Below are 24,895 nucleotides of genomic sequence, written 5' to 3'. Positions count from 1 at the left end.
AGGACTGCACCATATGCGGCAAGCCACAGATACGGCTATGAACGGCTCTTCATCCCCTTCCAACCGGAGGCTATCCACCGAAGGAGGCCATAATGACAACTATCAAGAGCATCAGCGCGCAAGCCCTGCGGCAAAAAGACCTCAAGCAGGCGCTCATTGTGGATGTGCGCACCCCCATGGAATTTGCGGAAAAACGCCTCGTCCTTCCGACCACACTGGCCCCGGTGACGGAGCTTGATCCTCACATGGTTGCCCTGCGCAGCGGGGCATTGGCAGATACCCCCATTTATACCCTTTGCGCCAGCGGCAGACGTGCGCAAACAGCGGCGGCCAAATTTGCCGAAGCCGGATTTGCGGACATAACCGTTATTGAAGGAGGCCTTGCGGCCTGCAAGGAAGCTGGCTTCCCCACGGCAGGGCAGGCGCTGCCCAAAACAGGCGAAACCTCACCCACGCTGGACAGGCAGGTACGCCTTGTGGCCGGGGCGCTCACGGCTCTGTTCGTTTTGCTGGGTTTTTTTGTACACAAGGCTTTTCTGCTCGGCGCGCTCTTTATTGGCTGCGGGCAGGTATTTTCCGGTCTTACCAACTGGTGCGGCCTGGCCCTTCTGCTCACGCGCGCACCCTGGAACAAAAAGGGCTGCTCTGGCGGCGCTTGCCCCATTGGAGATGGCAAAAGCCCCGGCGCAAGCTGCCAGTAATGCGCCTTCTCTTGGTGCCGGAACTTTCACCCTAGCTTTTTTGCAAAGGAGTTCGCCATGTCTGCACCCAATGTGCGCGGATTTTTTGATCCCGTTACCGCTACCTGGACATATGTGGTCTGGTCTGCAACCGATGCCCAGAAGCGTTGCGCCATTATAGACAGCGTGCTGGATTTTGACCTCCACGCCTGCCGCACATCCACTGTTTCTGCCGATGCAGTTATTGATTTTGTCCGCCAGCAGGGCTTTGTGGTGGAGTGGATCCTTGAAACCCACATCCATGCCGACCACGTCACCGCAGCCAGTTATATCAAGGAAAAAATGGGCGGGAAAATAGCCATCAGCAAACACATGCTGGATATCATCTCCACCTGGACGCCCATTTTCCAAACGCAGGAGGACACACCCGCAGACGGCTCTGCCTTTGACCATCTGTTTGAAAATGATGAAGAATTCACCATTGGCGACATGCCCGCAAAAATAATCCACACGCCGGGGCATACCCCCGCAGACACCACCTATATTGTGGGCAATGCGGCCTTTGTGGGCGACACAATCTTTTTGCCCGATGTGGGTTCGGGCCGGTGCGACTTTCCTGGCGGCAGCGCCGAGGATTCGTATGATTCCTCCCGCAAGCTCTTTACACTGCCAGACGACCTGCGCATCTATGTGGGGCACGATTACCCGCCTGAGGGTGTGCGCGGTCCGCAGTGCATGGCAACGGTTGGCGAGCAGAAAACCGCCAACGTGCGGCTGAACCTGCAAGTGGGCAAGGCCGAATTTGTGGCAAAGCGCAAGGCAGACGACAGCGGCAAGGCCGTGCCGCCGCTCATATTGCCCTCCCTTCAGGCCAACATGCGCACAGGAAAATTCGGCAAGGCCGTCAATGGCCTGCAATTTGTAAAGCTGCCCGTGAACCGCATGTAAGGCCAAGGGTAAACAATCCGCAAGCAACAAAAGCCCCTTCTTCCACCAGCATTGCCGGAGTGGACGAAGGGGCTTTAAAAAGATGTGTCAATGCAGGATGCCGTATTACAAAAAAGGGAAAACTCAGTAGCAAAAATACTTGCGCTAGCGTGCATGCCACTGGCTTCATACCCTGGCTACTTTTTGCCGTACACTGCCCGTGCGAGGTCAACCGCAAACGGCCCAGCCATACCCGTAGGCGTGGTATTGGTAAGCGCCACAAAGGATATCCCGTTGGCGCGATCCATGAAAAAATGGCTCCCGTATGCGCCGCTCCAGCTCCAGGTATTCTGGCCCGCGGGGTATTCCGCCTTTTCAGGGCGCAGCAGCACAGCGCCGCCAAAACCAAATCCCCAGCCCGGCGCTACAACCTCATTGGTTTTACCTGCGGTTACGCTCAGCCTTTGCGACAATATGGGACAGACCTGATCGGCAGTCATGGCCTTCGCGGTATCCGGTTTGAGGATGGAGCCGCCGTTTTCGCGCACGGCCTCGAGAAATTTCAGGTAGTCTGCCGCAGTTCCAACCATCCCCGCCCCGGCGGAGGGAAAGGCCTGTTCGTCCAGCGCCCTCCCCGGCTGAAAACGCGTTGCGGAAACAGCGTTGGGCACAATTTCAGTCTCGCCCATGCGCTGGGCCTTGCCATTGGCCCACACATAGGGTGCGGCAAGCAGGTCAGGATCATCTGCCATAAAGCCTGTGTGCGTCATGCCCAGCGGCCCGGTTACAAGCTCCTGCACCACGTTGGGCAGCTTGTCCCCGCCAGCCCGTGACACGATTTCGCCCAGCACATCAATGGCAAGGGAGTATTTCCAGTCCGTACCCGGCTCATAATAAAGCGGTACCGTGGCAAGCCGCCAGATGTTTTCTTCCAGCGTGATGGGCGGGTCATCCAGTCCATCGGAAACTTCGGCCAGCGCCATGGGGCCATCGGGCGGCTCCGAAAATCCATAAGAAAGCCCGGCAGTGTGCGTGAGCAGGTGCCGCACGGTAATGACCGGATCCGCCTTGCCCGCAAGCGCAGGGGTAAAGGAGGGGATCCAGCGGGTTACGGGATCGTCCAGAGCGATCATGCCCTTCTCCGCCAGAGCAAGTGCTGCGACGCTCGCAATGGGCTTGCTCATGGAGGCCAGCCGAAAGCGCGTATCCGGGCTCATGGGGGTGGATTTTTCCGCATCGGCCATGCCCACAGCCCGCGCATAGACCACCTGCCCCTGACGGGCAACCATGACCACAGCCCCCACGATGCGGCCCTCGGCCACTGCCTTGTTCAGCACGGCATCAAGCCGCTGGGCCAAAGCCGCATCGGCGGGTTTTTCTGCGCTGGCCGCGCTGCTGCCAGCCGAAACCAAGGCGCAAAGGGCAACAATCAGCAGGGCAACAAACCGGGACGCCAGTTTGCCCGCAAACAGATTCATTATTTTTTTTATCTTCTGCACGCATCCTCCCCGCAGGCAAACCTGCCCTGCCCTATTTCTGCTGATAGAGCCATTTTTGCTCACAGATGTAAATACCGGGCACGCTTTTCACAAACATTGGGCGCTTAACAAAGAAAAAGCATTCCGCTAGGATTAAATCAAGCAGGAGGACACCATGAATCCACTCTTTTCTCCCATCAAACTCAAAGGGCTGACACTGCCCAACCGGATAGTCGTCCCCCCCATGGATCAATACTCGGCAGAAGAGGGCCGCCCCGTACACTGGCATGCCATGCACTACGGCACTCTTGCCGTTTCCGGAGCCGGGCTGCTCATTGTGGAAGCTACGGCAGTGGAAGCGCCGGGGCGTATATCCCCGCAGGATCTCGGCCTGTGGAATGAGGAGCAGGAAGCCGCCCACAAGGCCATGCTCGATTCCATCCGTGCCTATTCTTCCACGCCAATCGGCATTCAGATCGGACATGCCGGACGCAAGGGCGCTACGGGCCTACCTTGGCAAGGTGGCAAGCCGCTCATGCCCGCAGATGGCGGGTGGGAAATATGCGCGCCTTCCGCCCTGCCCTATGCGCCGGGCCATCAAACACCAACCGAACTCACGGCGGCAGACATTGCCCGCCTTACAGAATCTTTTGTAGCTACGGCCAAACGCGCCGTACGCGCCGGGTATGACTCCATTGAGCTGCATGCGGCCCACGGCTACCTGATGCACGAATTCCTCTCGCCCCTCAGCAATGCCCGCACCGATGCCTACGGCGGCAGCCTCGAGAACAGAATGCGCTTTCCGCTGGAAGTGCTGGCGGCAGTGCGCGTAGCTGTTCCGGCCAATTACCCGGTGGGTGTACGCGTTTCAGGCACCGACTTTGCCGAAGGCGGCTGGAATGTGGAAGAATGCGCTGTCTTTGCCAGGGCTGTTGAAAAGGCTGGTGGCGCGTACATACACGTTTCCGGAGGCGGCCTTTCGCCCGACCAGAAGATTACCCTTGCGCCCGGCTATCAGGTGGCGCTGGCTGCTGCGGTCAAGGCCGCAGTGAGTGAGCTTCCTGTTATTGCCGTGGGCCTCATCACAGAGCCGGAACTGGCCTCAAGTATTGTGGTTACAGGGCAGGCCGACATGGTGGCCATTGGCCGCGCAATGCTGTACGACCCGCGCTGGCCCTGGCATGCCGCTGCCGCACTGGGGCAGACCATTGCCGGGCCGTCGCCCTATCTGCGCAGCAAGCCGCACAACGTGAAGGAACTCTTTGTGTAGGTCTGATTTCTGCAACCTGCATGCTTAAACACAGAAGGCCCCGCGATCTTTATTTGATGCGGGGCCTTCTGCATTGACCAGCCAGATCAATGCCGCGCGGGGATTGCTCCCGGCGCAGAATCTCGGAACATATCCGACTAGGGAGTGTCCACCTTGTGGGCCTGCGCTTGCGGCTGGGCCTGAGGTTTTGCTCCGGCATTGGCCTCGGTGCTGTTTACGATCTGGGTTTCCAACGGTGCCGCCCCGTGACGCAACTGCCAACGAGTGATGGTCTTGGTGCTGAACATCCGCAGCGGGATATAAAAAAGAATGAACCAGAAAACCATGCTCGGCTGATTGCCAAACAGCGGCAAAGAAAAAGGCAGCTCAGGGCTGATCATGCCAAAACGCAGCTGCATCCAGGCCAGCATAATGGGAACAGGCCACAGCGAAGCCACAAACAGGGCGTTGCTGAGCGAAAAATAATAGCCAAACGCCTCATGCCCCTGACGGTTCACGGCCTTGAAGGCTTCCTTGCCAGAGTTTTGCAAGGCTGATTCGCTCAGTTCATGGTAGTGCCGCATGTCATCCTGCAATTTTTTCAGACGCTTGCGGTGCATACGTTGGGCCATGCGCAGGGTGGCAATGCCTATGAGGCCCGCAATCAGCGCAAGAATAGCTGTTCCCCAAAAGTAGGCTGCCTCGGGCTGCGGCACCATGCGGTACGGCAGCACAAAAAAAGGATCAAGCCAGACCAGAAGTTGTTCCATATCTCAGCGGCTCCGTTTTTCGCACAGGGCGATTCTACGCCCTTGCGCACGGACAGATTAGCATTCTGTTGTAAAAAGGAAACACTGCATCCCCGTGGGCAGGCCAGGGGGATGCAGTGTTTTTCATGTTTTCAGCATGTTCCGGACATTGCCGGAAATACTAGCCGAACATCTTGATGTTGAAGAAGCCGCGCAGGATGTAGTCGGTGCCGACATACAGGGCCAGCACGATGAACAGGCGCTTCAACCAGATTTCGGAGAAGAAACGCGAGGTGTAGGGGCCAACGATGGAGCCCACGGCAATACCGACCAGTTCAAGACCAACCAGATTCCAGTCCACCAGCGCGCCGTGCAGCATGAGGGTGGTGATACCGGTGATCATGCTGAGCAGCACGGCCAGAGCGGAGGTACCGGCAGCCAGGTACATGGGAAGCTGGGTCACGCTGGTGATGAAAGGCACCAGCAGGAAGCCGCCGCCCACGCCCAAAAAGGCCGCGATGCTGGCGATAACCACACCGCCGCAGAAGGGCAGCAGGGGGTTGAAGGCAAATTCCACGCCGCAGAAGGTGAACTGGCAGGTGGTAAAGGTAAACTTGATGAGCTTCACGCCCGTGGGGGCGGCAACACCTTCGGCCTTGTATTGGCAAGCAGTCTCAAAAGCCTTGGCGGCTTCCTTGGCTTTGGCCTTGGAGCGCTGACCGGCGGGGGAGGTTTCCCACATCAGGTACAGGCCCAGCAGCAGCACGAAGAGGCCAAAATAGCCCTGGTAGGAAGAGAAGTTCAGCTTGCCGGCGGTCAACGAAACTGCACCAAAAGCACCTACGATGGAGCCAAGGCCCAAGGCGAAGCCCAGGGGCAGCACAAGGCGCTTCATGCGGTAGTAGCTGAACGTGCTGATAACAGCGGAAAGGCCTGCGAGCATCTGGTTGGAGGCGCGCACGGAGTCGGTGACGGACTTGTTAAGGGGCGTCTTGCCAAAAGATTTGGCATACGCGCCAAGGCCGTGCACGGTCATGTGGCCCACGCCAGCCATAACGCCGCCAAAAGCGCCCACGGTGGAGAAAATCCAGCCCACCCACAAGGCCCAGCCAAAGGCCAGAATCATGTTGACCTTGGGGCCGCCGGGGATGCCGAGATAGCCGGGTTCAGCCTGCATATTGAGGGTATTGGGAGCCGTTTCCACCTGTTTGGCGATGGCATTGGCAAGCACACTGCCGTCAGCGGCAAGGGCGACACTGGCGGTCAGCACCAGAAGTGAAGCCACCACGCCGAAAAGTACCCACTTGTTTCTCATTCCAACTCCTCCCGATCAACGTCGCACAAGCGAACGGATAATAATGCCGGAAAACGCGCTGTTGAGGCGACTTCCTAAAAAAACACATGCACCCACGAAAGCAGCGTCTGCGGGAACACGCCCCACAACACCACACCTGTCAGACAGCACAGAAGTACAGCCCTCACGCCCGCACCGCCCGAAGCTGCCTGTATGGGTGCGGGGTGATTTGCCGGGGCCTCCTGCATGTACATGCGTCGTGCCACTCCAAGATAATACCATGCGGAAATGGTGCTGCTGATCACAGCCACAAGCACCGTTACCGTATACCCTGCCGAAAAGGCTTCTTTAAAGAGCATGAATTTGCCCATAAAGCCCGCAGTCGGCGGAATGCCCGTCAGGGAAAAAAGAAAAACCAGCATGGCCGCAGCAAGAGTGGGATGCCTTGTGGCAAGACCTGTATAGTCATCCAGGTCTTCACCCGCATCAGCCAGAGGATTATTTCCCTGTTTTTTCCCGTACACGGCAAGGTAGCCCATGATGGCAAAGGCACCCATGTTCATGCACAGGTAAATGGTCAAATACGCCGCCGTGGCGCGCAGGCCGTCGGCTGTGCACGCGGCAAGTCCCAAGAGGGCATAACCCGCGTGAGCTATGGCCGAGTACGCCAGCATGCGTTTAAGGCTTGTCTGCATTACGGCAGCGATATTGCCCAGAAGCATTGTCAATGCGGCCATCAAGGCCAACGCCCCGCTCCACTGAGCGCCCAGTTGCGGCAAGGCCATGACCAGTACGCGCGCAAGCACGGCGAAACTGGCCGTTTTGGCCGCCACAGACATAAAGGCGGTCACGGTTGTGGGCGCGCCTTCATACACATCAGGCACCCACACGTGGAAGGGCGCGGCAGCCACCTTGAACCCCATGCCTGCCAGCATGAGCGCCAAAGCAACTACCAGGGCGGGCAAGGTCTGCCCGGTTGCGGCAACAGGCAGTGCCGCAGCGATCTGCACAAGCTCGGTATGCCCGGTAAGCCCGTACAGCAGGGACATGCCAAAAAGCAAAAGAGCCGACGCGAAACTGCCCATCAAAAAATATTTGATGGCCGATTCGCTGCTGCGCGGATCGCCAGTGCGCAGGGCCGCCATCGCGTAAATGGGCAGGGCCATGAGCTCAAGCCCCAGATAGAGCACAATGAGATCACCAGCCGAAGCCATCACGCACATGCCCAGTGTTGAACATACTGCAAGGCAGTAATATTCGCCCTGACGCATTTGGGCATGTGAAAAAAAACTTTCGCTCATTAACGCCGTAAAAGCAAGTGCTACTACGCAAATCGCTTTAAAGAGCGCTCCAAAACCGTCAGCGCGGAACATTCCGTCAAAAGAAACACTCCCGCCGCCCGCAGAAACTGCTACAATTGCTGCAAAAGCCGTTATTGCACCAACTACAGTCAGCCATTGCAGAAAAGCCCGCGCCCTTGGAAAAAACATATCGGCGCACAGCAGGCCAATGGCCGTGACCAAGAGCGTCAGTTCCGGCAGCAGGGCCGGAAGTTCTTTCAGCAATGGCAGGGCAGAAAGAGGCGCTACGGATATGGCTGTCATGATAGCTCCTATGGTGTTCCTCGTGCCGCAAGACACGTTGTCCGCCAGCTGTCGGGGCCATGCGCTGGCCTGCGGCGGGGGCGCAAACATTTATTGCCTGTGCGCGGGCCGGAACAGCGTCGTGCCGCCCTGCCCGCGATGTCGTCTAGACCAGATTACCTTTGAAATGCTTCACATTTCAAAGGTGTCATTCTACCGAAAAATGCGATTTTCGGCAGAATCCACGCCACGTTGTGGCGCGCTGCACTCTCGTGCAGCGGTAGAGCATTTAACCTTTTCAAAGTTGAAATGCTCTAGTTTGCGGCAAAAACCGCAAAGGCCTGCTGGGTATCTGCCACCAGATGTTCCACCGTAGCGTGCATGTATTCCAGCAGCACGTTGGGGAAGATGCCGATGCCCACAATAAGCAGGCTCATGGTCAGCAAAATGGCTATCTCGCGCCCGTCAAGTTTTTCCCCGACCAGGCCGCGCACGGTTTCAGACACCTGGCGGAAAAACACGCGCTGATACAGCCAGAGCATATACCACGCGCCCAATATCAGGCCCGAAGACGCCACCACCGCGGCCCAGGGCGCGCGTTCAAAGCCGCCGAGCAGAATCAGGAATTCGCCCACAAAACCGTTGGTGCCGGGCAAGCCGACAGCCGCAAGGGTAAAGACCATGAAAAAGGCCGCCAATAAGGGCATGACCGAGGCCAGCCCCCCGTATACCTTGATCTCACGCGTGTGGGTGCGGTCATAGAGCATGCCCACGCCCAGAAAGAGCGCGCCCGTCACTATGCCGTGGTTGATCATCTGCAAAATGGAACCCTCCACGCCCTTTTGGGTCAGCGCAAAAAGCCCCAGAGTCACAAAGCCCATATGGCTGACGGAACTGTAGGCGATGAGCCGCTTGACGTCCGTCTGCGCAAGGCAGACCAGCGCTCCGTACACGATGGCGATGACGGAAAGCACCAGCATGGGCTTGAGCAGCACCCATGCGGCATAGGGAAACAGCGGCAGCGAGAAGCGCAAAAAGCCGTATGCCCCCATTTTGATCAGCACGCCAGCCAGAATGACCGAGGCCGCCGTGGGCGCTTCGGTATGCGCGTCTGGCAGCCACGTGTGCACGGGCCACATGGGCACCTTGACCGCAAAAGCGGCAAAAAAGGCCCAGAACAGCAGCAGTTGCAGCCGGGGGTCAAAGTTGTTGCGCGCCAGCGCCATGATGTCGAAGGTATGCCCGCCCTTGAGGTACAGCAGGATGATGCCCAGCAGCATCAGCAAACTGCCCAGCAGGGTGTAGAGAAAGAACTTCACCGTGGCGTAAATGCGGCGCGGCCCGCCCCACACGCCAATGAGCAGGAACATGGGAATGAGCATGGCTTCCCAGAAAATGTAAAACAACATGAGGTCAGTGGCGCAAAACACGCCCACCATGGCGCTTTCAAGCAGCAGCAGGCTGATGAAAAACTCCTTGGCCTTGACCTTGATGCTTTTGTACGACACCGCCACGCCCATCAGGGTTATGAGGGCCGTCAGGGGCAGAAACAGCACGCTTATGCCGTCCACGCCCAGAGCGTAATTGATGTTCAGGCTCTCAATCCACGCGCAGTTTTCCACCAGTTGCATCTGCCACAGGCTTTTATCAAAGCGGCCCAGGGCCACAAAGCTCAGGCACAGCTCAAGCAGGCATACGGCAAGCGCGCCCAGCTTGATGGTTTCTTCGTTGCGGCGCGCAACAGCCAGCAGGGAAAGCCCACCCGCCAGAGGCACAAAGATGAGCAAGGAAAGAACAGGTACAGACATGCGATCTCCCCGCCGTTGTTAGGAAAAAAAGCCCAGTTGCAATACCAGCAGGAGCGCTGCCGCGCCCCCGGCCAGCCATGTAAGATAATGCGCCACCTGCCCGTCCTGAAGCCTGCGCAGGCTTGTGGACAGTCTGCCGATAGCGCGCGGCACACCGTTGACCACGCCTTCAATACCGCGCGTGTCCACCACGCCCAGCAACAGGTTATCCGCCAGCCACAGCGTTGGCCGCACAAGACAGGCCACATAGATTTCGTCCACCCAGTACTTGCGCGAAAACAGTCGGTACAGGCCGCTGAAAGCCCCCGCCACCTTGCCCGGAAGTTCCGGGCTGCGGCAATACATGAGCCAGGCCAGGCCGATGCCCGCAAAGCCAGCAGCTACGGAAACAGCCATCAGCCCAAGCTCCACCGCGCCGGATACATGCACGTGCGGGTGCCCCGTCACCGGAGCGAAAAACTCCGCCCAGTGGTTGGAGCCGCCCAGAACATGCGGAATGCCCAGCCAGCCCGAGGCCACAGCCCCCACGGCCAGCACCAGCAAAGGAACAGTGACCACGCGCGGCGATTCGTGCAGATGCTCGCGCTGGTGCTCCGTCCCCCGAAACTGGCCCGTAAACACGCTGAAATACAGACGGAAGGAGTAAAAAGCCGTCATAAAGGCCACCAGCACGCCCACGGCCCAGGCCAGATAGCCCGTGAACGTGCCCGCGTTGAAGGCCATGAGCAGGATTTCGTCCTTGCTGAAAAAGCCAGCCAGCCCCGGCACACCGGCAATGGAAAGCGAGGCCAGCAAAAAGGTGGCGCTGGTAATGGGCATATACCTGCCAAGCCCGCCCATGGAGCGCATGTCCTGCTCGTGGTGCATGCCCAGAATCACCGAGCCGCAGCCAAGGAAGAGCAAGGCCTTGAAAAAGGCATGGGCACCCCGGTGGAACACGCCAGCGCCGTAGGCTCCCACGCCGCAGGCAATGAACATGTAGGCCAGCTGGCTGATGGTCGAATAGGCCACCACCCTCTTGATGTCGGTCTGCGTGAGCGCAATGGTGGCGGCAAAGAGCGTTGTGACCGCGCCTACTACCGTAATGACGGCCAGCGCCGTGGGCGACAACGCAAACAGGGCATTGCAGCGCGCCAGCATAAACACGCCCGCCGTCACCATGGTGGCCGCGTGGATAAGCGCGCTCACCGGGGTGGGGCCTTCCATGGCATCGGGCAGCCACACATGCAAAGGAAGCTGGGCCGACTTGCCCACCGCGCCGCAGAACAGCAGCAGGCAGACAAGCGTGGGCGCGCTGACCGTATAGCCGCACAGGGTAAAGGTCATGCCCTCAAGCATTCCAGCCTGGGGCAACACATCCGCATAGTGCAGGCTGCCAAAAATGGTAAAAATGCAGAACAGCCCGAGCAGGAAGCCAAAGTCGCCGAACCTGTTGACGATAAAGGCTTTCTTGCCCGCATCCGAGGCGGAATCCTTTTCATAATAAAAGCCGATGAGCAGATAGGACGAAAGCCCCACAGCCTCCCAGCCAAAAAAGAGCTGCAAAAAGTTGTTGCCCATGACCAGCATGAGCATGGAAAAGGAAAACAGGCCAAGATAGGCGAAAAAGCGGTAATAGCCCTTTTCGCCCCGCATGTAGCCCACGGAATAAATGTGCACCAGGCTACTGACACTGGTAACCACGACCAGCATGACCGCCGTGAGCTGGTCCACCAGAAAGCCAAAGGTCACGCGCAGGTTGCCGGAGGCTATCCATGTATGCACATCGGCATTGACGATATTGCCCGCCAGCACATCCCGCAGGGCAAGCAAGGAGCAGACAAGGGAGATGCCAATGGCCGCAATGGGCAGCCAGTGGGCGCGCTCGCCCCATTGGCGGCCGCAGATCAGGGTGAGCACAAAGGCCAGCAACGGGCACAGAGGAATAAGCAGCAAGTATATTGGCATGTTTACCCCCGCATCGTGGTTATATCTTCGTTACGCACACTTTTGTGGCTGCGGAACAGACAGATGACAATGCCAAGCCCCACTGCGGCCTCGCAGGCGGCAACGGTGATGATGAAAATGGTAAAAGCCTGCCCGCGCAGAGCGTCCATGAAATAGCTCATGGCCACCAGATTGAGGTTGACGCCGTTGAGCATCAATTCAAGCGAGAGCAGCATCACAATGATGTTGCGGCGCGTCAGAAACCCGGCCACACCTATGCAGAAAAGCACTGCTGCCAGCGCCATGTACCAGGAAAGGGGAATCACGCCGCGCCTCCTTGGTCTTTGTTGCCGCTCGCGCAAGGGCAGGCATTGTCTTGGGCCTGCGCCGGGGCGGGTGTGCACACGGGCTGCCTGCGCGCAAGGGTCAGGGCAGCCACCAGAGCCACCAGCAGCAGCACGCCCGCAATTTCCAGCGAAAGAAAATGGTTGGTGAACAGCTCGCGGCTCAAGGCCTTGGTGTGCGTGACCTCGCGCAGGGCTTCAAGGGGCCATTGGCCCTTGCCCCCCGGTACAAAGCCAGCCACGCCCCAGAGAATGCCGCCGCACAGGGCAGCAGCCAGCGCATAGCCCACAATGGGCTTGGGGGTCAGGGCAGGCAGCCGCAACTCGCGTTGCAGGTTCACCAGAAAGAGCACAAAAAGGTACATGACCAAGATGGCCCCGGCATAGACGATGATCTGTATGGCTGCCAGAAATTCGGCCTGCAAGGTCAGGTAGACCGCCGCCATGTGGAAGAACAGCAGCAGCACCAGCAACACGCAGTGAATGGGATTGCGCAGGCTGATAGCCAGCACGCCGCACACGGTTATGACAAAGGCGCAGTATAGAAAAAATATTTCACCAAACACCGTTCCACCTCCGCAGTGGACTTGCGCTCTGTTCCGGGATGCCTCCGCAAGGAGGCCTGTCATCCACGCTCACCGTCCGTTCTGCCGAGCATGCCTTTTCCGCTACGGACAGGGAGGCCTGCAACGGACGGGCATTGCCGCAGATCAGCACAGATTTTTGGCAGATCATTGCGCAGCACCGTCCTGATTTGTCTGACCGTGGCCGGACGCGCTCGAGGCCGGCTCTGCGCCTTGCGTTCGAGTGCACGCAGCTCGGTGATTCTTGCCCACCCACTGCTCCGCTCCGCTCCATTCCGCATCCACCGCCACCCGCTTGGCATGGGCAAGCGCGCCTTCGGGCATGTTGCGGGGGCGGCACAGGGGGTTCACATAGCCTTGCATGTCGCCCTTCTGCGCTGCAAAGTCGTCCCAGTTGTCCAGCAGGGCCTGCTTGTCAAACTTGAAGGCCGAACGCCCGTTGGCTGCGTAGGCATAGACTTCTGTCAGCACAATGGCGTTCACCGGGCATACCTCTGCGCAGTAGCCGCAAAAAATGCAGCGCAGGGCATCGATATTATAGGCATCCACCACGCGGCTGTTATCTGCGGCGCGGCTCCAGCGAATGCGTATGCAGTGCGAGGGGCACACCCGCGCGCAGCGCATACAGGCAACACAACGGCTCTCGCCGGTTGCGGCATCGCGCACCAGGGCGTGCCGCCCGCGGAAACCAGCGGCGACCACAGGTTTTTCTTCCGGGTACTGCCGCGTTATGGGGCGGTTGAACATGCGCCGCAAAGTCAGGGCCATGCCCTGGGCTATTTCTGTCTGCAACAGGGTTTGCAGCCAGTTGCGGGGCGCTTTGTACTGAATCTGCATGTCTGCTCTCCTCATCAAGAGGCTAGGGCCTTGCCCAGAGCCGTAATCACAATATTGAAGAGCGCCAGGGGGATAAGCACCTTCCAGCCAAGGGCCATGAGCTGGTCGTAGCGGTAACGCGGCAGCGTGGCCCGCACCCAGAAAAAGAAAAACATGACGCCATACACCTTGAGCACCAGCCAGAACGGCGGGAAAAAGTCCACTTCCACCGGGCCGCGCCAGCCGCCCAGAAAGCAGACCACACCCACCGTGGCCATCACAAACATGGACGTGTATTCGGCCATGAAAAACAGGGCGTAGCGCATGCCGCTGTATTCCGTGCAATAGCCGGAAACAAGCTCACTTTCCGCCTCGGGCAGGTCAAAGGGCACGCGGTTGGTTTCCGCCAGCATGGCAACGCAAAAGATGAAAAAGCCGATGCACTGACGGAAGGCGAACATGCCAAAAAACGAATCACCCTGCGCTGCCACAATGTCGCCCAGATTGAGCGAACCGGAGAGCAGCATCACGCCCACAAGGCTGAGGCCCATGGCGATTTCATAACTGATTACCTGCGCCGAGGCCCGCAACCCGCCAAGAAAGCTGAACTTGGAGTTTGAGGCCCAGCCCGCCAGCACAACCCCGTAGCCGCCAAGGGAACTCATGGCGAACACAAAAAGCAGGCCGATATTGATGTTGGACAAGGCCCAGCCCTCGGCCCACGGCAGGATCGCCAGCGAGGCAAAGGCGGGCACCAGACAGATGATGGGAGCAAGCATGAAGATGGGCTTGTCCGCCGCAGAGGGGATGATGTCTTCCTTGAAAAAGCTCTTGATGCCATCCGCAATGGGTTGCAGCAGCCCAAGCCAGCCCACGCGGGTGGGGCCCATCCGCATCTGCATATGGCCGATGACCTTGCGCTCAAAGTATGTGGCATAGGCCACATGCAGCAGCACGACCACCAGAAGCACAAGAAGTTGCAGTACAATTACCAGAACATTCATGGTTTCCCTGCCAGATTGGTTGTAGCCGTAAACCCGGTTGCCCTGCGCAGCCATCGGCCTTGCAGTCTGCCCCTTGGTTTACCGGTCAGATTCTCCCAGCACCACGTCCATGCTGCCGATATTGGCAATAAGGTCGGCAATAAGCCCGCCCGGGGCGATGCTTGCCAGCGCGCCGATATGGATAAACGACGGCCCGCGCACGTGCATGCGGTAAGGCCTGCTGCTGCCGTCGCTCACAAAGTAGAAGCCAAGCTCGCCCTTGGGAGCCTCGGTGGCCACGTACACATCGCCGGGCATGTAGATATTGTTGTCGTGCATGACCTGCCGCAGACTGCCGCCAAAAAGCGCTGTTTCAGCCTCGCTGCGCCACGCCCTGTAGGGCATGAGCAGATCGGGGGCATCTGCCGCAAGGGTCGCGCCGGGAGGGAGCTGATCCACGCACTGTTGCAGAATGCGCACAGACTGGCGCATTTCTTCCATGCGGCAGCGGTAGCGGGCGTAAATATCGCCATCGCTGCCCAGCGGCACTTCAAAATCCACCAGATCATAGGCATCGTAGGGTTCGTGCTTGCGCACATCGTAATCCACGCCCGAACCGCGCAGGCAAGCCCCGGTGAGGCCGAGAGCAAGAGCTTCCTCGCCGCTCAGCACGCCAACGCCCACCGTGCGCTGCAACCAGATACGGTTGGTATCGAGCAGGGTTTCGTACTCAAGTATGCGCTTGGGGAAGATATTGAGAAAATCCTGCAAACCTTCCATGAAGCGCCCTGTCACGTCCTGCCGCACGCCGCCGATGCGCGGATACGTCAGGGTGAGGCGCGCGCCGCAGAGGTCTTCAAAAAGATCCAGCAGCATTTCGCGTTCGCGGAAGCAGTACAGAAAGACGGTCATGGCCCCGATATCCAGCGCGTGGGTGGCAAGCCAGAGCAGATGCGAACACAGGCGCGACATCTCGCAGGCAATGGTGCGGATGTAACGCGCCCGTAGCGGAGCCTGCACGCCCAGCAGCTTTTCCACCGCAAGGCAGTAGCCCGTGTTGTTGGACATGGCGGCGATGTAGTCCAGCCGGTCAGTGAGGGTGAGGGCCTGCGCGTAGGTGAAGGTTTCGGCCATTTTTTCAAAGCCACGGTGCAGATAACCCACCTGCGGGTCGCAGCTCAAAATGGTTTCGCCCTCAAGCTCAAGGTCGAGGCGCAGCACGCCGTGCGTGGCGGGATGTTGCGGCCCGAGGCGCAGGCTGGTGCGGTCCTCGTCGCTTTCGTCAAAGCAGTCAAAGTCGTCAGCGTTTTCTGGCAGTTCCCTGCCCAGCAGTTCCTGCACGTTCTGACGCCCCACAGGCTGACCGTGACGCACAGGGCATTCAAGGCTCTGCTTGCGGATTTCACTCATGCTTTTCTCCCCCCTGCCAGCTCAGAGCGTCCGCCGCCCTGGCGTGTTCGCGCAATTCGGTCAGGCCAGACCATTCAGGTACACCGCGCGAGGGGATGCGCACAGGATAGGCCTTGCGCAGGGGGTGACCCTGCCAGTCACCCGGCAACAGGATGCGGCGAAGGTCAGGGTGCCCCTTGAAGTGTATGCCCATGAGGTCAAAGACTTCGCGCTCAAGCCAGTTGGCCACAGGCCACAAGGGCACGGCGGAATCAATGCCCGCATCGGGATCGTCCAGTTGGGCGCGCAGACGCAGGGCAATGCGCTGATTCACGGAATACAGGTTATAGACGACCTCAAACGCGCCAAGGCCCTCCTGCTTGCGGCGGCTGTTGTCCACCCCGCAGAGCGAGCGCAGGTGCATCATGTCAAAATGCTCCCTGGCGTAGACCAGCACATCAAGGATGCGCCCGTGGTGCAGCAGCACTGCCGTCTGCCCACGAAACTCCTGTATGTCGAGCACTTCCTGCGGAAAAGCCTCACGCAGCAGACGCGCTATCTCCAGGGACTCCATCGAAATTGCTCCTTGTTAATTTTCTCCTGCAACTTGATAAAGCCGTCAAAAAGCGCTTCCGGACGCGGGGGGCAGCCCGGCACATAGACGTCTACCGGAATAATCTGATCCACGCCCTGAGTTACGGCATACGACTGAAAAAGCCCGCCGCTGCATGCGCAACTGCCCATGGCGAGCACATAGCGCGGCTCGGGCATCTGGTCATAAACCCTGCGCAGCACCGGGGCCATTTTTTTGCTCAGGGTTCCGGCCACCACCATGCAGTCTGCCTGTCGGGGGCTGGCGCGAAAGATGATGCCAAAGCGGTCAAGATCGTGCGTTGACGCGCCTGTGGCCATCATTTCGATGGCGCAGCAGGCAAGGCCAAAGGTCACCGGCCAGATGGAGCCGCAACGGCCCCAGTTGACCAGGGAGTTGAGTGGCCCGAGCACGGCGTTGGCGCCGGGGAAAAACCGCAGGCCGTCCTTGTGCACCACAAGCGGCTGGTTGCCATGCGCGGCGGTGCGAGTTTCTACTTCACCCATTCAAAGGCCCCCTTTTTCCAGGCATAGGCATAGGCCAGCACCAGCAGGGTCATGAAGGTCAGCATTTCCGCCAGCCCAAGGCTGCCCAGACGCACAAACTCCACTGCCCAGGTGTAGAGGAAGATGGCTTCCACATCGATGATGACAAAAAGAATGGCAACGTAATAAAATTTGATGGAAAAACGCGTGCGTGGCTCGGCGGTTGGCTCGTTGCCGCACTCATAGGGCATGAGTTTTTCGCGGTAGGGCCGACGCATGCGGAAAAACCGCCCGAAAAACAACGTAAGCACGCCAAAAAGCAGCGCAATAACAAGCAGCAGCAGAATGGCAAGATACTCTTCTCCGGCAACCGTAGGCACCATAAAAAGCCACCTTGTTGAATGTCTTCGTCATATTCCGGGCGAGCAGGGCCGAACAATCGCACGGCCCTGTTCCGTCACCGGCGTCTCCTGCCAGAGCAGCCGCCAATCAACCTGAACATTCTGCCGCAAGCACTGTAAGGCCCGGCAGAAAACAAATCACGTTCTAGCGGACAACAGGCCTGTTGCGCTGCAACTGCTCGGCAAATTCCTGCCGCTTTTCCTGACTGGCCGCATCCGGCGTGGAGAATTGCAGGCAGCTCATGGCGCAGGTGGTTACGCAGGCAGGCTTGAGGCCCTGATCAATGCGGTCGCGGCACAGGTCGCACTTATCCACCTTGCCGGTCTGGGCGTTCCACTGGGGCGCGGCCCAGGGGCAGGCGGTGATGCAGGCCTTGCAGCCCACGCAGGCCGAGGTTTCCACATAGACAATGCCATCATCCCTGCGGCGCATGGCCCCTGTGGGGCAGGCCTTGACGCACCAGGGATTTTCACAGTGAAAGCACGAGGTGTACACAAAACCCAGCGCGGGCTTGGGTTCGGTCTGCTCCACGGAAAGAACGCGGCAGAAAAAAGCCCCCGGCCCGCCGTTGTGCAGGCTGCGGCACTGAACCTCGCAAGCCTTGCAGCCTATGCAATCCGCCGAATTGTGCATGACAATATATTTGCTCATAACCATCCTCCCACGCGGCTCGGTGGGTTGTTCCCGTAAATTTCCTTGCAGTATCAGGCCATGCCTTTGACAATATCCGGAGCAGAGTCCGTCTAGGCAGCGCCGGAAGCGGCCACTTTCTCCAGCGTGACAAAATGCTCCTGCATGGCAAGACCGCCACCGCCCATGTCCTGCATGTCCAGACCACCGCGCAGGCACTTGCTGTCAGAGATTCCCTTGTGGAAAGCCCGGCTTTCGCAAGGCAGATCGTGGCCAAAGCCATGCACCACAAAGATGGCCTCGGGATGGATGGCAGAGGTGATCTTGACCCCGGCCTCGCCCATGGCATTGCCCGCAGCATCACGCACGCGCACCCTGTCGCCGGGGTTGATGCCAGCGGCCTTGGCCTTTTTGCTGTTGATCCACACGGTATTTTCAGGAACCTGCTCAAGCAGCAGAGGATTATTGATGGTATGGCCCTGGGTATGCACGGCCACGCGTCCAAAGGTAATGCGGTAGGCCCCCTCGGGCGGTGCAACGGGCGGCGTGTAGGGGGGGAGCATGTTTTCGCCGCAGCCCTTGCCGTAGCCCTCGCTGGTCAGCTCAACCTTGCCCGAGGCAGTGGGGAAGGAATAATTTGCCAGATCCACGTACAGAGGATCACTGGTGAGCGAGACAAAGCCTTTTTCGGTAAAGTCCGCGCTGGTGAGGCCTGTTCCTTCAAGCTGAAAACGCCACACGTCCTCCGCGCTTTCAAAAACCAGCGGATCAAGCCCGAGGCGCTTTGCCAGACCGCCAATGATTTCCCAGTCGGCCTTGGTGTCGTAGCGCGGCGGGATAACGCGGTTGCGCACAAAGAACTGCGGCTTGAGGCCGTTCTTGGTGGCAATGATGCTTTCGCGCGAAAGGTAGGTGGAGAGCGGCAGCACCACGTCTGAATACCAGGCGGTGTCTGACCAGGAGAACGTGACGCTCACAAGCAGGTCAAGGCCGTCAAAGTGTTTGCGCAGCGCATCGGGATCGGGATAGCCCTGCAAGGGGTCGTGCCGCCAGCACATGTAAGCCTTGACCGGAGCTGCCCCCTGCGGAGGATTGCTGATGGCTTCAAAAGCCTTGTGCAGCAGCCCCTTGCCGGGGTCGAAAGCCTTGTTGTCAACGCCAAGGCCGTCGGCGCGCAAGCCCTTGGGCGCGGGAAAAAGATCCGTAAACTTTTTGAGCCCGGCCTTGCCGCATTCCTTTGGGGTACGGCCCGGCACTATGCCGCCCTTGACGCCCACGCCGCCCAGCAGGGCCGTAATGACCAGGGCCGTGCGTGCAACCTGAAAAGAATCCCCATACCGCGAGGTCATCCAGCCGGGATGCCAGATCACATGGGGGGCGGCGGCGGCAAGCGATTGCGCAAGGCGCACAATGGCCTGCGCATCGACCTGACACTGCTCTGCCGCCCATTCCGCCGTATAAGGAGCCACAAATTCGGCCAGTTCGGCAAAACCCGTGGTGTGGGCGTCCACATAATCCTTGTTGTACAGCTTGTGAGTAATAAGCGTGTTGATGATGCCCAGATTGAAGGCATAGTCCGTACCGGGACGGACAAGCAGAAAATCATTGGCCTTGGAGGCCGAAACGTTGTGGCGGATGTCAATGACCGTCAGCTTGCAGCCTTTGCGCAGGGCCTGCATGACGGTTCTGGCCTCGCCAAGGTTGATAGCTTCAAAAATGTTGCGCGTTTGCAGCACGATGTGCTTGCAGTTGGCAAAATCGTTGACGGCCATGCCGCGCCCGAGGCCCATGACGGCCTTGCAGGCGTGGTGGGTATTGAGGTCGCACGAGGTGCTGTGCGTACAGACGTTGGGCGAACCTATGCCGCGCATGAAGGCGCGGTACAGGTCGGTAAAGGGGCCGTCGCGGTCAGACCACAGCACGGCTTCCCTGCCGTATTGCTGCTGCACTGCGGCAATTTTTTGCGCAACATAGTCAAAGGCTTCTTCCCACGAAACCTTTTTCCACTTGCCCTCGCCCCGCTCACCCACGCGAATAAGCGGGCTCTGCGGGCACTCCGACTCGCGCTCAAGGGCCTTGCCAGCCACGCCGCGCGCGCACAAGGCACCCTTGAGGGGACTGTGCGGATTGCCGTAAATCATACCCACGGCACCATCTTTTATTTCTACAGAAATTGGACACCTTGCGGTGCACATTCCGCATACACTCTGAACCAACTGCATACTGCCCATAGTGCTTCTCTCGTGCGAGTAAGGGATATTGCCATCTGTCTGCGGCACATCGCGCCAATCCAGCAATCAGCCTGAAGTGAAAAATTCTTCAGTTGTGCCGTTGCAAACATTTCCAAGCCACCGCAACTGTACTAATCTTGTCTGATAATTTAATTAGGAAGCATTGTCGCTAGCACAGTTTTTTTTTAATTTCCAGCCAGGTTCCTGTTTTCACACACTTTCTTTAAACCCTAATTTAATTGTAGTTTTTATAACTTGAGTGCATACTCAATTTTTTTTATTTATAATTTCAATCTATTGGAAATCACATTTTTTATACAAGAGTGATAAAATATTAATTTCACATTGGTGCGGTGCTACCAATCAAACTGAGAATTGGCGCGAAAAGAAATTTTGAACAATCCAATCAGTCAGTTGCAAAAACGGCGCGTTTTATCCCTTTACTCCTAAAATTTTGAAGTGTTATATTATTGTAGTGAAAATCAACGCAAATGCCTGCCAAAGGATCCACCAGCATGCCTGCGGAACGGATACCTATAGCAAACCTGAAGCCGGGAATGTACGTGCTCAATCCGGGCATTTCCTGGATCAATGCCCCGCTGCTCTACATGCGCGAGGGTCTTGTGGCCGATCAGGCAGAAATTGACGGGATCATCCAGCAGGGCTTTACCGAAGTAATTCACGATCCGGAGAGCGCCGTTCCCGCCTACGAACCAAGCTGCGGGCTACCGCGCGTGTTTTCACGCCATCTTGCGCAGGCGCAAAGAGCGCACGCTGCCGCTTACGCTCATGTAAAAGCCACCATGACTTCCGGCGTGTGCGGCAGCGCCGACATTGCAGGGGCGGAGCCCTGCGTTAAATCCATCATCCTTGCCCTCAAGCGTAATGCCAACGCCATGCTGACACTCGCCAACCTGAAAGGGCGTGACGAATACACCTACAGACACAGCGTCAACGTGGCCATTTTCGCCGTTGCCTTCGCCCGGCATCTGGGCCTCACGGATCAGCAGCAGCAACTTGCCGGTATGGCCGGGCTGTTTCATGATTACGGCAAGGCACTCGTGCCGAGAGAAATCCTCAATGCGCCGCGCACGCTTTCCCCGCCAGAATTTGCCGTTATGCGTTCGCACGTGCTGCTCGGCTATGACGCTTTGCGCAAGATACCCAATATCGCACCAGAAATTCTTGAGGGCGCAGCCCAGCACCACGAAATGTACGATGGCCTGGGGTATCCTTACGGACTCAAAGGCTCTGCCATCGGCCTTTTTGGACGTATCATCTCTATCTGCGATGTGTATGACGCGCTTTCATCCAGGCGCGTATATAAAGAGGCCCTTTGCCCCAGTCATGCGCTGGCAATCATGTACAAAATGAACGGAACGGCATGGCCGCGCGGCTTTGCGGATTCTTTCATAAGGATGGTGGGGGTCTTCCCGCTAGGAACGGCGGTCAAGCTTTCAGACGGGCGCATGGGTCTCATAAGCAGCAGCAACCCCGATTTTCCAACCCGACCAACTGTGATCATTGTCAGAAAATCCAGAGGGGTAGCCTACATGGAAGACAGGCTTGACCTGTCGGCGGCAAGCAAGATTTTCGTGAGCCGCGCGCTTTCATTCAAAGAGACGGAAGACTGGGATATCCCGCGCCTTTTGGGCATAACGGAATGAAAGGAATGGGAATGGACGGGGGGTAGTCAGCTTGCAGGCGGAGCAGGCAGGAAACAGGGAAAATGGAGATGGAGGAGAATAACAGAATCAAACTGTGCGCTTGAGCGCGGTGATTTCTTCAATCTGGCTTGGCGCAAGTTCTTGGAGGGCGAATTCCGGCCTTGCCAGATAAAAGCCCTGCGCTAGATCAAAACCCAGAGCAACAACGCTGGCAAGTTCCTCGTGGGTTTCCACACCCTCCGCCACGGTGAGAATGCCCTTTGAACGGCAATATACAAGGATATTGGAAAGAAATTCCCTCTTGGATGCGGGTGCCTTGTGGATGGCGCGGATAAAAAAACTGTCGATTTTGAGAATCTCGGGCGAAATATTCAAAAGCCGCAGCGCATTTGAGTGGGCGCAGCCAAAATCGTCAATGGCGATAAAGGCCGCCAGCTCCGAGCGCAGTTCGCGCACCTTTTGGGCAAGGCCCTCCTCGCTGCTGGCGGTTTCTATGATTTCAAACACCATGTTGCGGCTTATGTCTTCATAGCGCGGGTGCAGATTGCGCAGCTCCCGAGCATCCAGATACTGCGCGGAAATGGCGTTGAAAAATATCTTTCTGGCGCCGAGCGAAGGGAGATTTTTGCCCATCCAGTCAAAAATCATCCTGAAGGTCATATACTCCAGCTGGGGCAGTTTTGACTGCGCCTCTGCCAGTTGCAGCACATCAAGCGGCGAGGCAAAATGCGGGGTTGTGGAGCGCATGAGCGCCTCATAACCGTAAATTGAGCCCTCTTTCAGGCTCACAATGGGCTGAAAGGCAAAGCGGATCAGCTGGCCTTCAAGCAATTCGTCCAGACGTTCCTGCCGGCTCAAGATATTGGCCTTGGCCCGGTAAACTTCGGGATTGAACCGCATGAGCGTGCCTCGATTGAAATTCTGCACTTCAAACATGGCGTGGCTGGCATAATTCATGAGCACATCACCAGTCATGGCATCGCTGGGATACACGGCCACCCCAAGCGAGGCGCGTATGCGCACAACTTCATTGGGCAGCTCGATGGTGGTGTTCAGCAGGGTTTTGCGGTTATCCTGCGCAAAACGCAAGGCGCTTTCTTCATTATCAAAACCGTGGGCAAAAACTGCAAATTCGCTGCCTGCCGTGCGGGCCAGCAGCACTGCGTCATTTTCGCACATCTGCAAGGCTTCAACCACCTTGCTTATGTACAGATCGCCCCCATCGTACCCATGCGCCTCATTTACGTACTTGAGATTATCCAGACCGCACGAAAGCAGTACGCCAAATTTGCCGGGCTGCATCTGCAAGGCTTCGCGCACGCCGCGAACAAAGGCCCGGCGGTTCATGAGGCCGGTTTCAACATCGTGATTCTGGTCGTGCTCGACCTGCTTTTTGCAGGTCTGCGCCTGATTGATAAGGAAGGTCAGCCCGTCAGAGAGGTCGCCCATATCGTCAACCGCAGGCATGGGGTACCCCGCGCTGAATATGAGCAGTTGCCGCGCCAGACGTTTGAGCTTGGCGTGCAGGCTTTCAAGGTGCGTGGAAAAGTGCCGGCAGGATTTGGGCGGGCGCACAGACAGATCCCCTTCTGCCAGTGCCGCCGCATAGGCAGAAAGATCAGCGCAGGCCCGCGTGAGCTCGCACAGTTTCTCTGCTGTGGGCTGCTGCCCGCAGCCTTCAAATTCGGCCAGCGCAGCGTCGAATTGCCCGCGCAGCAGATTATCAAGGCCGGTTTCAATATCCATGTGCGCGCCTCAAATGTGAGCCTCAAGAAAAGTTGAAAAAAACAAATGCGGCATCAGGCCCACGCACGGGCTATGCATCAAGCTCAGCAAAACCGGCTTCCTGTATTCTGACCATACTTTCAAGCACAGCCGCGCTCACGGCATCAAGATCGCACCCATCGGGCAGGTGTTCGCCCGCCTTGCTCCTCAGCATGAGCGCATCATGGCTGCAATGCGCCAAGGCGTTAGCCGCAGCAAGCAGGCGCGCCTCCATTTTATACGTTGTGGCAAGTTCGGGCGAATGGTGCAGGTTTATGGGTTCGGTAAGCACCAGAGGCAGCTTCCACTGGTGCATCACTGCCGCCCCAATAAGCCCGTGGTCCATGCCGAGCTGAGCGGTTTCAGCCTCGGAACTGCCGCAATCTTCGGCCTGTTCCATTTCTGCCGTCTTTTCCCAGAGGTCTGGCCGTGCGGCAGCAAAAAAAATCTTGCCCACATCATGGAGCAAGCCAGCTATGTATGCCTCATCCGGCACCATAACCAGGCGCTCGCCAGCACAGGCGCAAGGCCCACATACGCCGTTATCTCCGCCGAGCACATCCGCCAGGGTTCGGGCAATGGTTGCCACAGAAAGCAGGTGCTTCCAGAACGCCGCAGTATCAAAACTTTTGGGAAGCTGCGCCTCGCGTATAAACGACGACATACCCACCATAAGCACCAGCAGACGCACTTCGCGCAGGCCCATGATGCTGATGGCTCTTTGCAGGGTAGAAACCTTGAACTCAAGCCCGTATGCAGCCGAATTTGCCACTGTGAGCACACGTGTTGCGAGCCGTGGGCTTTTTTCAATCAGTGCAACGACCGAGCGCACCGAGGCATTGGAGCCTTCCTGGGTAACCGCAAACAGCAGGGGAAGCAGCTTGGGTTCAAACGGCAGCGCGGGCGGATTTTGCAAAAGCTTTTGCAAAAACAGCCTGGACTCTTTTTGAGATTGCATGGCAAAATCCTGAGCTAGGGTTTGCACTGCCCCTGCACACGGTAACACAACTTGCCCAGGCAGATGCCTGAACCCAAAGCCTGTCATATACGAAAAACCAAAGCAAAGACAATAGCGTGTAATCCTTGATAACTAATACCAAATTAGCCGTAAAATCGGCACAGCATGATATGAAAGTAGATATTTATTTATTGGCAACAAGAAGATATCAACACGAGATCAACCCCCTGCATGCCACAAATCGCAACGACCAGACGAAAGAACTGAATAAAAATAGCAAGATCGATGTAAAATAAAAATAAAACCCTACAGCGTATATAAAACGATTACATGTATACTGCCATGTAAAAATAAAT

General features: G+C 57.8%; 22 protein-coding genes. 4 read left to right on the top strand and 18 right to left on the bottom strand.

Features of this window, described 5'->3' with window-relative positions; all coding sequences use genetic code 11:
* Positions 1-92 precede the first annotated feature (92 nt).
* Positions 93-701 carry a rhodanese-like domain-containing protein gene (locus RDK48_RS04300; RefSeq protein WP_298993088.1) on the top strand — a complete coding sequence of 203 codons (609 nt, stop codon included), beginning with the start codon at positions 93-95 and terminating at the stop codon, positions 699-701.
* Between the two features lie 57 nt (positions 702-758).
* A complete protein-coding gene (locus RDK48_RS04295; RefSeq protein ID WP_298993091.1) occupies positions 759-1,628 on the top strand; it encodes an MBL fold metallo-hydrolase in 870 nt (289 codons plus the stop codon).
* Positions 1,629-1,804: 176 nt separating this feature from the next.
* Here RDK48_RS04295 and RDK48_RS04290 read toward each other — a convergent pair whose 3' ends face one another.
* A complete protein-coding gene (locus tag RDK48_RS04290; protein WP_298993095.1) occupies positions 1,805-3,106 on the bottom strand; it encodes a serine hydrolase in 1,302 nt (433 codons plus the stop codon).
* Between the two features lie 154 nt (positions 3,107-3,260).
* Here RDK48_RS04290 and RDK48_RS04285 point away from each other — a divergent pair, with 154 nt between their 5' ends.
* Complete coding sequence (locus tag RDK48_RS04285) at positions 3,261-4,355, top strand: NADH:flavin oxidoreductase/NADH oxidase (RefSeq protein ID WP_298993098.1); 1,095 nt, start codon at positions 3,261-3,263, stop codon at positions 4,353-4,355.
* Between the two features lie 137 nt (positions 4,356-4,492).
* Here RDK48_RS04285 and RDK48_RS04280 read toward each other — a convergent pair whose 3' ends face one another.
* The 15 genes from RDK48_RS04280 to RDK48_RS04210 form a co-directional block, all read right to left on the bottom strand.
* Complete coding sequence (locus RDK48_RS04280; protein ID WP_298993101.1) at positions 4,493-5,104, bottom strand: hypothetical protein; 612 nt, start codon at positions 5,102-5,104, stop codon at positions 4,493-4,495.
* A 160-nt stretch (positions 5,105-5,264) separates the two neighbouring features.
* On the bottom strand, positions 5,265-6,398 hold the full coding sequence (locus RDK48_RS04275) for a sulfite exporter TauE/SafE family protein (RefSeq protein WP_298993105.1): 1,134 nt from the start codon (positions 6,396-6,398) through the stop codon (positions 5,265-5,267).
* Positions 6,399-6,472: 74 nt separating this feature from the next.
* On the bottom strand, positions 6,473-7,981 hold the full coding sequence (locus tag RDK48_RS04270; protein ID WP_298993108.1) for an NADH-quinone oxidoreductase subunit N: 1,509 nt from the start codon (positions 7,979-7,981) through the stop codon (positions 6,473-6,475).
* A gap of 293 nt (positions 7,982-8,274) precedes the next feature.
* On the bottom strand, positions 8,275-9,768 hold the full coding sequence (locus RDK48_RS04265) for an NADH-quinone oxidoreductase subunit M (protein WP_298993111.1): 1,494 nt from the start codon (positions 9,766-9,768) through the stop codon (positions 8,275-8,277).
* 18 nt (positions 9,769-9,786) lie between these two features.
* Positions 9,787-11,715, bottom strand: coding sequence for an NADH-quinone oxidoreductase subunit L (gene nuoL, locus RDK48_RS04260; protein ID WP_308587808.1), 1,929 nt, complete (start codon positions 11,713-11,715; stop codon positions 9,787-9,789).
* 2 nt (positions 11,716-11,717) lie between these two features.
* Positions 11,718-12,020: an NADH-quinone oxidoreductase subunit NuoK gene (nuoK, locus tag RDK48_RS04255; protein ID WP_022658373.1), complete on the bottom strand. Its 303-nt coding sequence runs from the start codon at positions 12,018-12,020 to the stop codon at positions 11,718-11,720.
* Complete coding sequence (locus tag RDK48_RS04250) at positions 12,017-12,604, bottom strand: NADH-quinone oxidoreductase subunit J (protein ID WP_298993119.1); 588 nt, start codon at positions 12,602-12,604, stop codon at positions 12,017-12,019. The genes nuoK and RDK48_RS04250 overlap by 4 nt, the downstream gene beginning before the upstream one ends.
* A gap of 165 nt (positions 12,605-12,769) precedes the next feature.
* On the bottom strand, positions 12,770-13,459 hold the full coding sequence (gene nuoI, locus RDK48_RS04245; RefSeq protein WP_298993122.1) for an NADH-quinone oxidoreductase subunit NuoI: 690 nt from the start codon (positions 13,457-13,459) through the stop codon (positions 12,770-12,772).
* Positions 13,460-13,473: 14 nt separating this feature from the next.
* Complete coding sequence (gene nuoH / locus RDK48_RS04240; protein WP_298993125.1) at positions 13,474-14,442, bottom strand: NADH-quinone oxidoreductase subunit NuoH; 969 nt, start codon at positions 14,440-14,442, stop codon at positions 13,474-13,476.
* A 78-nt stretch (positions 14,443-14,520) separates the two neighbouring features.
* A complete protein-coding gene (gene nuoD, locus RDK48_RS04235) occupies positions 14,521-15,831 on the bottom strand; it encodes an NADH dehydrogenase (quinone) subunit D (protein ID WP_209817762.1) in 1,311 nt (436 codons plus the stop codon).
* Entirely contained in the window at positions 15,824-16,384 is a 561-nt protein-coding gene (locus tag RDK48_RS04230) for an NADH-quinone oxidoreductase subunit C (RefSeq protein WP_298993131.1), read from the bottom strand. The genes nuoD and RDK48_RS04230 overlap by 8 nt, the downstream gene beginning before the upstream one ends.
* Positions 16,366-16,908: an NADH-quinone oxidoreductase subunit B gene (locus RDK48_RS04225; RefSeq protein WP_298993134.1), complete on the bottom strand. Its 543-nt coding sequence runs from the start codon at positions 16,906-16,908 to the stop codon at positions 16,366-16,368. The genes RDK48_RS04230 and RDK48_RS04225 overlap by 19 nt, the downstream gene beginning before the upstream one ends.
* On the bottom strand, positions 16,896-17,270 hold the full coding sequence (locus tag RDK48_RS04220; protein ID WP_209817766.1) for an NADH-quinone oxidoreductase subunit A: 375 nt from the start codon (positions 17,268-17,270) through the stop codon (positions 16,896-16,898). The genes RDK48_RS04225 and RDK48_RS04220 overlap by 13 nt, the downstream gene beginning before the upstream one ends.
* 163 nt (positions 17,271-17,433) lie before the next feature.
* The gene (locus tag RDK48_RS04215; RefSeq protein WP_209817768.1) at positions 17,434-17,940 is read right to left on the bottom strand and encodes a 4Fe-4S dicluster domain-containing protein; all 507 of its coding nucleotides are present in this window, start codon (positions 17,938-17,940) and stop codon (positions 17,434-17,436) included.
* 92 nt (positions 17,941-18,032) lie between these two features.
* Complete coding sequence (locus tag RDK48_RS04210) at positions 18,033-20,150, bottom strand: molybdopterin-dependent oxidoreductase (RefSeq protein WP_298993141.1); 2,118 nt, start codon at positions 20,148-20,150, stop codon at positions 18,033-18,035.
* 515 nt (positions 20,151-20,665) lie between these two features.
* Between RDK48_RS04210 and RDK48_RS04205 the strand changes: the two genes are divergently transcribed.
* Entirely contained in the window at positions 20,666-21,817 is a 1,152-nt protein-coding gene (locus RDK48_RS04205; RefSeq protein ID WP_298993146.1) for an HD-GYP domain-containing protein, read from the top strand.
* A gap of 87 nt (positions 21,818-21,904) precedes the next feature.
* Here the strand turns inward: RDK48_RS04205 and RDK48_RS04200 are convergent, their stop codons facing one another.
* Complete coding sequence (locus RDK48_RS04200; protein ID WP_298993148.1) at positions 21,905-23,563, bottom strand: GGDEF domain-containing protein; 1,659 nt, start codon at positions 23,561-23,563, stop codon at positions 21,905-21,907.
* 70 nt (positions 23,564-23,633) lie between these two features.
* Complete coding sequence (locus RDK48_RS04195; RefSeq protein WP_298993151.1) at positions 23,634-24,539, bottom strand: HDOD domain-containing protein; 906 nt, start codon at positions 24,537-24,539, stop codon at positions 23,634-23,636.
* Positions 24,540-24,895: the final 356 nt, after the last annotated feature.

Origin of the sequence: uncultured Desulfovibrio sp. (assembly GCF_902477725.1) — a bacterium.
Classification (GTDB): domain Bacteria; phylum Desulfobacterota; class Desulfovibrionia; order Desulfovibrionales; family Desulfovibrionaceae; genus Desulfovibrio.
Note: the sequence above shows the minus strand (reverse complement) of the source record. Positions and strands in the feature narration are given on the sequence as shown.

Excerpts from the sequence above, each read along its gene's own strand:
- RDK48_RS04205 (WP_298993146.1), top strand. The coding sequence starts at position 20,666 with ATGCCTGCGGAACGGATACCTATAGCAAACCTGAAGCCGGGAATGTAC.
- RDK48_RS04300 (WP_298993088.1), top strand. The coding sequence starts at position 93 with ATGACAACTATCAAGAGCATCAGCGCGCAAGCCCTGCGGCAAAAAGAC.
- RDK48_RS04265 (WP_298993111.1), bottom strand. The coding sequence starts at position 9,768 with ATGTCTGTACCTGTTCTTTCCTTGCTCATCTTTGTGCCTCTGGCGGGT.
- nuoH (WP_298993125.1), bottom strand. The coding sequence starts at position 14,442 with ATGAATGTTCTGGTAATTGTACTGCAACTTCTTGTGCTTCTGGTGGTC.
- RDK48_RS04275 (WP_298993105.1), bottom strand. The coding sequence starts at position 6,398 with ATGAGAAACAAGTGGGTACTTTTCGGCGTGGTGGCTTCACTTCTGGTG.
- RDK48_RS04220 (WP_209817766.1), bottom strand. The coding sequence starts at position 17,270 with ATGGTGCCTACGGTTGCCGGAGAAGAGTATCTTGCCATTCTGCTGCTG.
- RDK48_RS04195 (WP_298993151.1), bottom strand. The coding sequence starts at position 24,539 with ATGCAATCTCAAAAAGAGTCCAGGCTGTTTTTGCAAAAGCTTTTGCAA.
- RDK48_RS04285 (WP_298993098.1), top strand. The coding sequence starts at position 3,261 with ATGAATCCACTCTTTTCTCCCATCAAACTCAAAGGGCTGACACTGCCC.
- RDK48_RS04225 (WP_298993134.1), bottom strand. The coding sequence starts at position 16,908 with ATGGGTGAAGTAGAAACTCGCACCGCCGCGCATGGCAACCAGCCGCTT.
- nuoL (WP_308587808.1), bottom strand. The coding sequence starts at position 11,715 with ATGCCAATATACTTGCTGCTTATTCCTCTGTGCCCGTTGCTGGCCTTT.
- nuoD (WP_209817762.1), bottom strand. The coding sequence starts at position 15,831 with ATGAGTGAAATCCGCAAGCAGAGCCTTGAATGCCCTGTGCGTCACGGT.
- nuoI (WP_298993122.1), bottom strand. The coding sequence starts at position 13,459 with ATGCAGATTCAGTACAAAGCGCCCCGCAACTGGCTGCAAACCCTGTTG.
- RDK48_RS04215 (WP_209817768.1), bottom strand. The coding sequence starts at position 17,940 with ATGAGCAAATATATTGTCATGCACAATTCGGCGGATTGCATAGGCTGC.
- RDK48_RS04280 (WP_298993101.1), bottom strand. The coding sequence starts at position 5,104 with ATGGAACAACTTCTGGTCTGGCTTGATCCTTTTTTTGTGCTGCCGTAC.
- RDK48_RS04295 (WP_298993091.1), top strand. The coding sequence starts at position 759 with ATGTCTGCACCCAATGTGCGCGGATTTTTTGATCCCGTTACCGCTACC.
- RDK48_RS04230 (WP_298993131.1), bottom strand. The coding sequence starts at position 16,384 with ATGGAGTCCCTGGAGATAGCGCGTCTGCTGCGTGAGGCTTTTCCGCAG.
- RDK48_RS04270 (WP_298993108.1), bottom strand. The coding sequence starts at position 7,981 with ATGACAGCCATATCCGTAGCGCCTCTTTCTGCCCTGCCATTGCTGAAA.
- RDK48_RS04200 (WP_298993148.1), bottom strand. The coding sequence starts at position 23,563 with ATGGATATTGAAACCGGCCTTGATAATCTGCTGCGCGGGCAATTCGAC.
- RDK48_RS04210 (WP_298993141.1), bottom strand. The coding sequence starts at position 20,150 with ATGGGCAGTATGCAGTTGGTTCAGAGTGTATGCGGAATGTGCACCGCA.